The sequence below is a fragment of the Methyloceanibacter marginalis genome (assembly GCF_001723295.1).
GTDB lineage: Bacteria > Pseudomonadota > Alphaproteobacteria > Rhizobiales > Methyloligellaceae > Methyloceanibacter > Methyloceanibacter marginalis.
Window position 1 is genome coordinate 1 of the sequence record NZ_LPWD01000112.1, and the last position, 4,988, is coordinate 4,988.

The 4,988-nt window shown below is 63.3% G+C and carries 7 protein-coding genes and 1 pseudogene; 5 read left to right on the forward strand and 3 right to left on the reverse strand.

Annotation, left to right across the window (positions count from 1 at the left end):
- Positions 1–322 precede the first annotated feature (322 nt).
- From folE to AUC71_RS05015, 3 genes are all read left to right on the forward strand, one after another.
- Positions 323–976 carry a GTP cyclohydrolase I FolE gene (folE, locus tag AUC71_RS05005; protein ID WP_069623377.1) on the forward strand — a complete coding sequence of 218 codons (654 nt, stop codon included), beginning with the start codon at positions 323–325 and terminating at the stop codon, positions 974–976.
- A gap of 33 nt (positions 977–1,009) precedes the next feature.
- Positions 1,010–1,498 carry a phosphoribosyl-AMP cyclohydrolase gene (gene hisI / locus AUC71_RS05010; RefSeq protein WP_244500811.1) on the forward strand — a complete coding sequence of 163 codons (489 nt, stop codon included), beginning with the start codon at positions 1,010–1,012 and terminating at the stop codon, positions 1,496–1,498.
- A gap of 175 nt (positions 1,499–1,673) precedes the next feature.
- Positions 1,674–2,549 (forward strand): patatin-like phospholipase family protein, encoded by an 876-nt coding sequence (locus AUC71_RS05015; RefSeq protein WP_069623378.1) that lies wholly within the window; start codon positions 1,674–1,676, stop codon positions 2,547–2,549.
- 14 nt (positions 2,550–2,563) lie between these two features.
- Here AUC71_RS05015 and AUC71_RS05020 read toward each other — a convergent pair whose 3' ends face one another.
- The 3 genes from AUC71_RS05020 to AUC71_RS17400 form a co-directional block, all read right to left on the reverse strand.
- Positions 2,564–2,995, reverse strand: coding sequence for a CBS domain-containing protein (locus AUC71_RS05020; RefSeq protein ID WP_069623379.1), 432 nt, complete (start codon positions 2,993–2,995; stop codon positions 2,564–2,566).
- Positions 2,996–3,102: 107 nt separating this feature from the next.
- Positions 3,103–3,261, reverse strand: coding sequence for a hypothetical protein (locus AUC71_RS22580; RefSeq protein ID WP_158007698.1), 159 nt, complete (start codon positions 3,259–3,261; stop codon positions 3,103–3,105).
- 205 nt (positions 3,262–3,466) lie between these two features.
- Positions 3,467–3,817, reverse strand: coding sequence for a rhomboid family intramembrane serine protease (locus AUC71_RS17400; protein WP_083238099.1), 351 nt, complete (start codon positions 3,815–3,817; stop codon positions 3,467–3,469).
- Positions 3,818–4,028: 211 nt separating this feature from the next.
- Here AUC71_RS17400 and AUC71_RS05030 point away from each other — a divergent pair, with 211 nt between their 5' ends.
- Both AUC71_RS05030 and AUC71_RS19190 read left to right on the forward strand, forming a co-directional pair.
- Positions 4,029–4,619: a PAS domain-containing protein gene (locus AUC71_RS05030; protein ID WP_069623380.1), complete on the forward strand. Its 591-nt coding sequence runs from the start codon at positions 4,029–4,031 to the stop codon at positions 4,617–4,619.
- Positions 4,620–4,763: 144 nt separating this feature from the next.
- Positions 4,764–4,988, forward strand: a pseudogene (locus AUC71_RS19190) (hypothetical protein); the annotation flags it as partial.

Consider the following 4,988-nt stretch of genomic DNA (forward strand, 5'->3'; position numbering starts at 1 on the left):
GTCCCCCTCCATCACGAGGTCGATCTCCACCTGGCTGCCGCAGAGTTTCGAATGCGCTTTCGCGGTCGCTTGGGGCTCGCTCAACCGCCGCGTGCGCGGCATGGAAGCCGCAAGCTCGAGCAGTTGCTGGCTATAAATATCCTCGGGCCGGGTCATTTCCTATCCTTGGTTGGCCGGGCTCGCCTTGCAGGCGGAATTCGCGCATTATATATGCAGCCGAGGCTCAGAGGCTACGGGCTCCCCTTGCCGCGCCTGCGCCATGAATGTCGGGCTTAAAAGAATGCGGCTCAAGTGTTTAGCCAAATAAAGGAACGCTCAAGTTATGGACGCCACAGCGAAGGATCGGCCAGCCAGACAGCTTTACGCGGGCATTGAGATCGGCCGCGGCCCACAGATTACGCGCCCCTCACGGGAGAAGGCCGAGGAGGCCGTGCGTACGCTCATTGCCTATGCGGGGGACGACCCTCAGCGCGAAGGCTTGCGCGACACGCCGCGCCGCGTGACGTCCGCCTATGACGAGTTTTTCGCCGGCTACAGCGAAGATCCTTTCGAGGTGCTGTCGCGGACCTTCGACGAAGTGGCCGGCTATGACGACATCGTCATGCTCCGCGATATCGAGCTCCATTCCCATTGCGAGCACCACATGATTCCCTTCATCGGGAAGGCGCATATCGCCTACTTTCCGACGGACCGGGTGGTGGGGCTCTCCAAGCTCGCCCGCGTCGTCGAGGTGTTCGCACGCCGTCTGCAAACCCAAGAGACCATGACTGCTCAGATCGCCGAGACCATCGACCGGGTGCTCAAGCCCAAGGGCGTGGCGGTGATGATCGAGGCGGTCCATCAGTGCATGTCGATCCGCGGTGTGAGAAAGCCCGACGTGGCCACCATCACCACGCAGTTCACCGGCATCTTCAAAGAGGACCCGGCGCAGCAGGCGCGCTTCATGCAGCTGGCGACCGAGCGCGGCCGTTCGTAAAACCCGCCTCGGCCGCGAAGGAATTTAATCGCGGTGACCAAGGCCGACCTCTTCCCCAGGATCGAGGACAAGACCGAACGCGAGGAAGGCGACGTCTTCGCGCCAGCCTTCGACGCGCACGGGCTGCTCCCCGTCATCGTCACCTCCGCCGAGACCGGCGAGGTGCTGATGTTCGCCTATATGAACGAAGAAGCGCTCGCGCGCTCCCTTGAGACGGGAGAAGCGCATTACTGGTCACGGTCTCGCGATACTCTGTGGCGCAAAGGGGAGACCAGCGGCAATGCCCAGCGCATCGTGGAGATGCGCACCGACTGCGATCAGGACGTGCTCTGGATCACGGTGACGATGACGGGCACGGGCGCCTGTTGCCACACGGGCCGCGTCTCCTGTTTCTATCGCAGCGTCCCCTTCGGCAAGGCGGCCGGACAGAAGCTCATGCCAGCAAATGCCACACGCCGCTTCGACCCGGAGGCCGTCTACGGCCACGAGTCCGCCGCAAAGGGAACCTTAAAGAGTTCATAGTACTGATCTAATTGAACAATGCTCGCGGCCCGCCGGGCCTCTGGTCCAGGGGTGGGGGCGCTTGTGGATTGGCGATGCAGGGCCATATGTCCTGTGTGAGGCGTTGTAGATGGCAAGACCGACGATCGGTTTGGCACTTGGCGGAGGGGCCGCGCGCGGCTGGGCGCACATTGGAGTGCTGCGCAGCCTGATTGCCGCCGGCCTCGAGCCGGACATCGTTGCCGGCACCTCGATCGGCGCCGTGGCCGGCGCTTGCTATGTCACCGGCAAGCTCGATGGGCTGCAAGAGTTCGCCACGACCCTCACCCGCCGGCGCATCTTCGGCTTTCTCGATTTCAATTTCGCGGGCTCGGGCCTCATCACCGGGCAACGCCTCTCAAGCCGGCTCGAGAACCACCTCAAGAACGTTGCCATCGAGGAACTCAGCCCGCGCTTCGTGGCCGTCGCCACCGAACTCGGGACCGGTCACGAGGTCTGGCTGAACAAAGGCGACCTGGTGACCGCACTCAAGGCGTCCTTCGCGCTGCCGGGGATCTTCCGTCCGGTGCAGATCAACGGCCGCTGGCTGATCGATGGCGCGCTCGTCAATCCAATCCCGGTCTCCGTGTGCCGTGCACTTGGCGCGCGCATCGTCATCGCCGTCAATCTCAACTGCGATCTCTTCGGCAAAGGCGGCGTAATCCACGATCAGGAGGCTCTCGCCGAGCCAGCACATGTCGACGACCAGATGCTTCCCGGCAATGGCCGTGGCGCAGTGCATCTCCTCCACCGGCAAATCTTCGGGCGCAGCAACGGCGCTCCGGGCATGTCGGCCGTGATGATGGATGCGATCAACATCACCCAAGACCGCATCGCCCGCTCGCGTCTTGCCGGCGACCACCCGACATCAGCATCGGCCCAAGGACCGGCAGCATCGGCCTGTTCGATTTCCATCGCGCCGAGGAGGCGATCGCTCTCGGCGCCAAGGCGGCAGAGTCCCAGCTCGACGAGATCAGGATGGCCGTGCGGGCGCTCGCCGCCTGAGCGGGAGCGCCGCACAAATCAGCCATAGAAGATCGAGGACGCTCAGCCCGTGGCGATGTACTCGCGCATGGCTGCCGCCTCCATTTCGGCCTCGGCGATCCGCATCCGCACCACGTCACCGATAGACACGAGCCCCACGAGACGGCCACGATCCACGACCGGCATGTGGCGGAACCGATGCGCGGTCATCTCGCCCATCAGTTGATCCATCGTGTCGGATTCCCGGCAACTGACCACCGCTTTGGTCATGCATTCCTCGACCGGCTCCCCAAGGACCGAAGCGCCGGCGCGGGCAATCTCGCGCACGATGTCCCGCTCCGAGACGATACCGGTTACCTTGCCGTCGTCCTCGGCGATCACGATGCAGCCGATCTTGTGCTGACCGAGGAGCTGGGCAATCTCTAGCAGGGACATGTCCGGTGAGGCTGTGACGACCTCCCTGCCCTTCAGTTTTAGGATTGCTGCGACATTCATTGGGGTTTCCTCCAGCCCGGGAACTTCAGTCCCGTTTGCTGCGACATCATGTCCCGGAGTGAAACGGTGCGCAAGCTTGGGGCGAATCAAACACCAATTCCGGATGCTTACCGCAGTTGCGAAGCGTTTTCGGACACGGAGGAACGATCGAAAAGCCCGAACGTCAACAGACCGCAGAGGAAGCCCCCGATATGGGCTTCCCAGGCAATCCCGTCGCTCGCCCCGGCAAAGGAGACCGAGGTCAGGCCGAAATAGGCGTTCAGCACCAGCCAAAATATGAGAAATCCGACGATCCGGTGATCGCGCAGGGTCGTGCTGAGATCGGCCAGGGGGGCGCGCGAAAAATCTGGGGCCCTTCGCCCGGTTCCCGACGGGCGAAGAAAATGAACCGCAGCGCGCCGGCCATCTGTCCTGAAGCCGCCCGATGCCCCCGACCACGGGGCCATTTCGCCCCAATGAAGACAAGGTGGGTCAGCGCGCCGGCAATTCCGCACAGGATCGAAAATTCGTAGAGCCGCGCGTGCCGATCCGCCGGGCCACGGCCGTCCCGAAGGCGAGCATCCACAACACGTTGACCAGGAGATGCATCCAGCCGCCATGCACCACCATGTAGGTCACGAATGAGGTGACCGCGGTGAGATAGCCGCCGGGCAGTTCGGCCGCCGCCCCGCTGTAACGGGCGGGAATGAAGGCCAAAGACAGGAGAACCGTGATGTCGATCTCGTCCGGCAGTAGGCCTCTCACCACCTGGATCACGATCATGACCGCGGCCGCCCACACCACGGCACGCGGTACGTTAAGGATAGGTTCGCTTTCCGCCATTCAAGGATCCACCGGAAACCAACGTATTCATCACCCGCAGCAACCTTAACGGCCGCCGAGCCTCCGCACGACAGCCCGTCCGCGGCGCGCTGGCATACTCCCTGCTTAACAAACCGTGAGTATGTCCGTTCACCTGTGCCAACCCGGAACAAGTCCGGCTTGGCCAGCACCTGAGCGGGCGGATGAGGAAACGTTTTGCGTCGGGTGGACTATGCAGCAGCCAACGAGTAGGCAGCTTTACGCGTATTGGGACACGATACGCAATGGGCGGATTGCCCCGCGCCGGTTCGAGATCGAGCCGGCGAAGATCGCGGGACTCCTACGCGAGACGTTCATCGCCGAATGCACGGGCCTGCTCGCCTTCCGCTTCCGCTTGGCCGGCACAAGAGTCTGCCAGCAATTCGGCCGCGAGCTGCGCGGCGTCGACTTCTTGAGCCTCTGGCCGGTCCACGACCGGGATGCCATCGGCTCCCTGGTCCGCAATATCATCAATGACGGCGCGGTGGGTCACGGCCTTTTTCTCGCCCGGACGGAAACGAACCGCCAAGTGGCCTTCGAGTTCACGTTGATGCCCCTGATTCATACGGGCTCTTCGATCAACCGGATCCTCGGTTCGATCACCGCAATCGAGCCGCCCTTCTGGCTCGGCGCCGAGCCGCTAACCTCGTTCGAGGCGACCGAACTCCATCTGCATTGGCCGGACGGGGTTCCCGCCTTCATGGGCAATGACGGCGCCGAGGTCGTCCGCGTCGTCCGAAGACAGTTTCGCGTGGTCGAAGGCGGCCTGTCCCGCTCCGATTAGCGGGGGCATCTATCCTGCGCGTATTGCCACGCTTACCGCCTCATTTGGCGCGTCGCTTAGCCGTTCCTTAAGGCTCCCCAACTAAGCGTAATGAACACTTGCTCAGTGGCGTCCGACAGCAGGACTGAGAGCCAGGGCAGAGGCATGACTATCTCGAACATGACGGACGCCGCGCTTCCAGGGGTTCGACTCCGTGGAGAACGGCAGGGCGACCGCCCCAAGATCGTGCCGGATCGCCGCCGCTATAAGCGGGTGGTGGTCTCCCTCAACGGACGCATCATGACCGAGGACAAGCGGGAATTCCCCTTGTCAGGTGCTGAACATGTCGCCGGGCGGCATGGCGCTGCGTGCTTCCGCCTCTCCCGGCCC

Excerpts from the sequence above, each read along its gene's own strand:
- folE (WP_069623377.1), top strand. The coding sequence starts at position 323 with ATGGACGCCACAGCGAAGGATCGGCCAGCCAGACAGCTTTACGCGGGC.
- AUC71_RS05020 (WP_069623379.1), bottom strand. The coding sequence starts at position 2,995 with ATGAATGTCGCAGCAATCCTAAAACTGAAGGGCAGGGAGGTCGTCACA.
- AUC71_RS05030 (WP_069623380.1), top strand. The coding sequence starts at position 4,029 with ATGCAGCAGCCAACGAGTAGGCAGCTTTACGCGTATTGGGACACGATA.
- AUC71_RS17400 (WP_083238099.1), bottom strand. The coding sequence starts at position 3,817 with ATGGCGGAAAGCGAACCTATCCTTAACGTACCGCGTGCCGTGGTGTGG.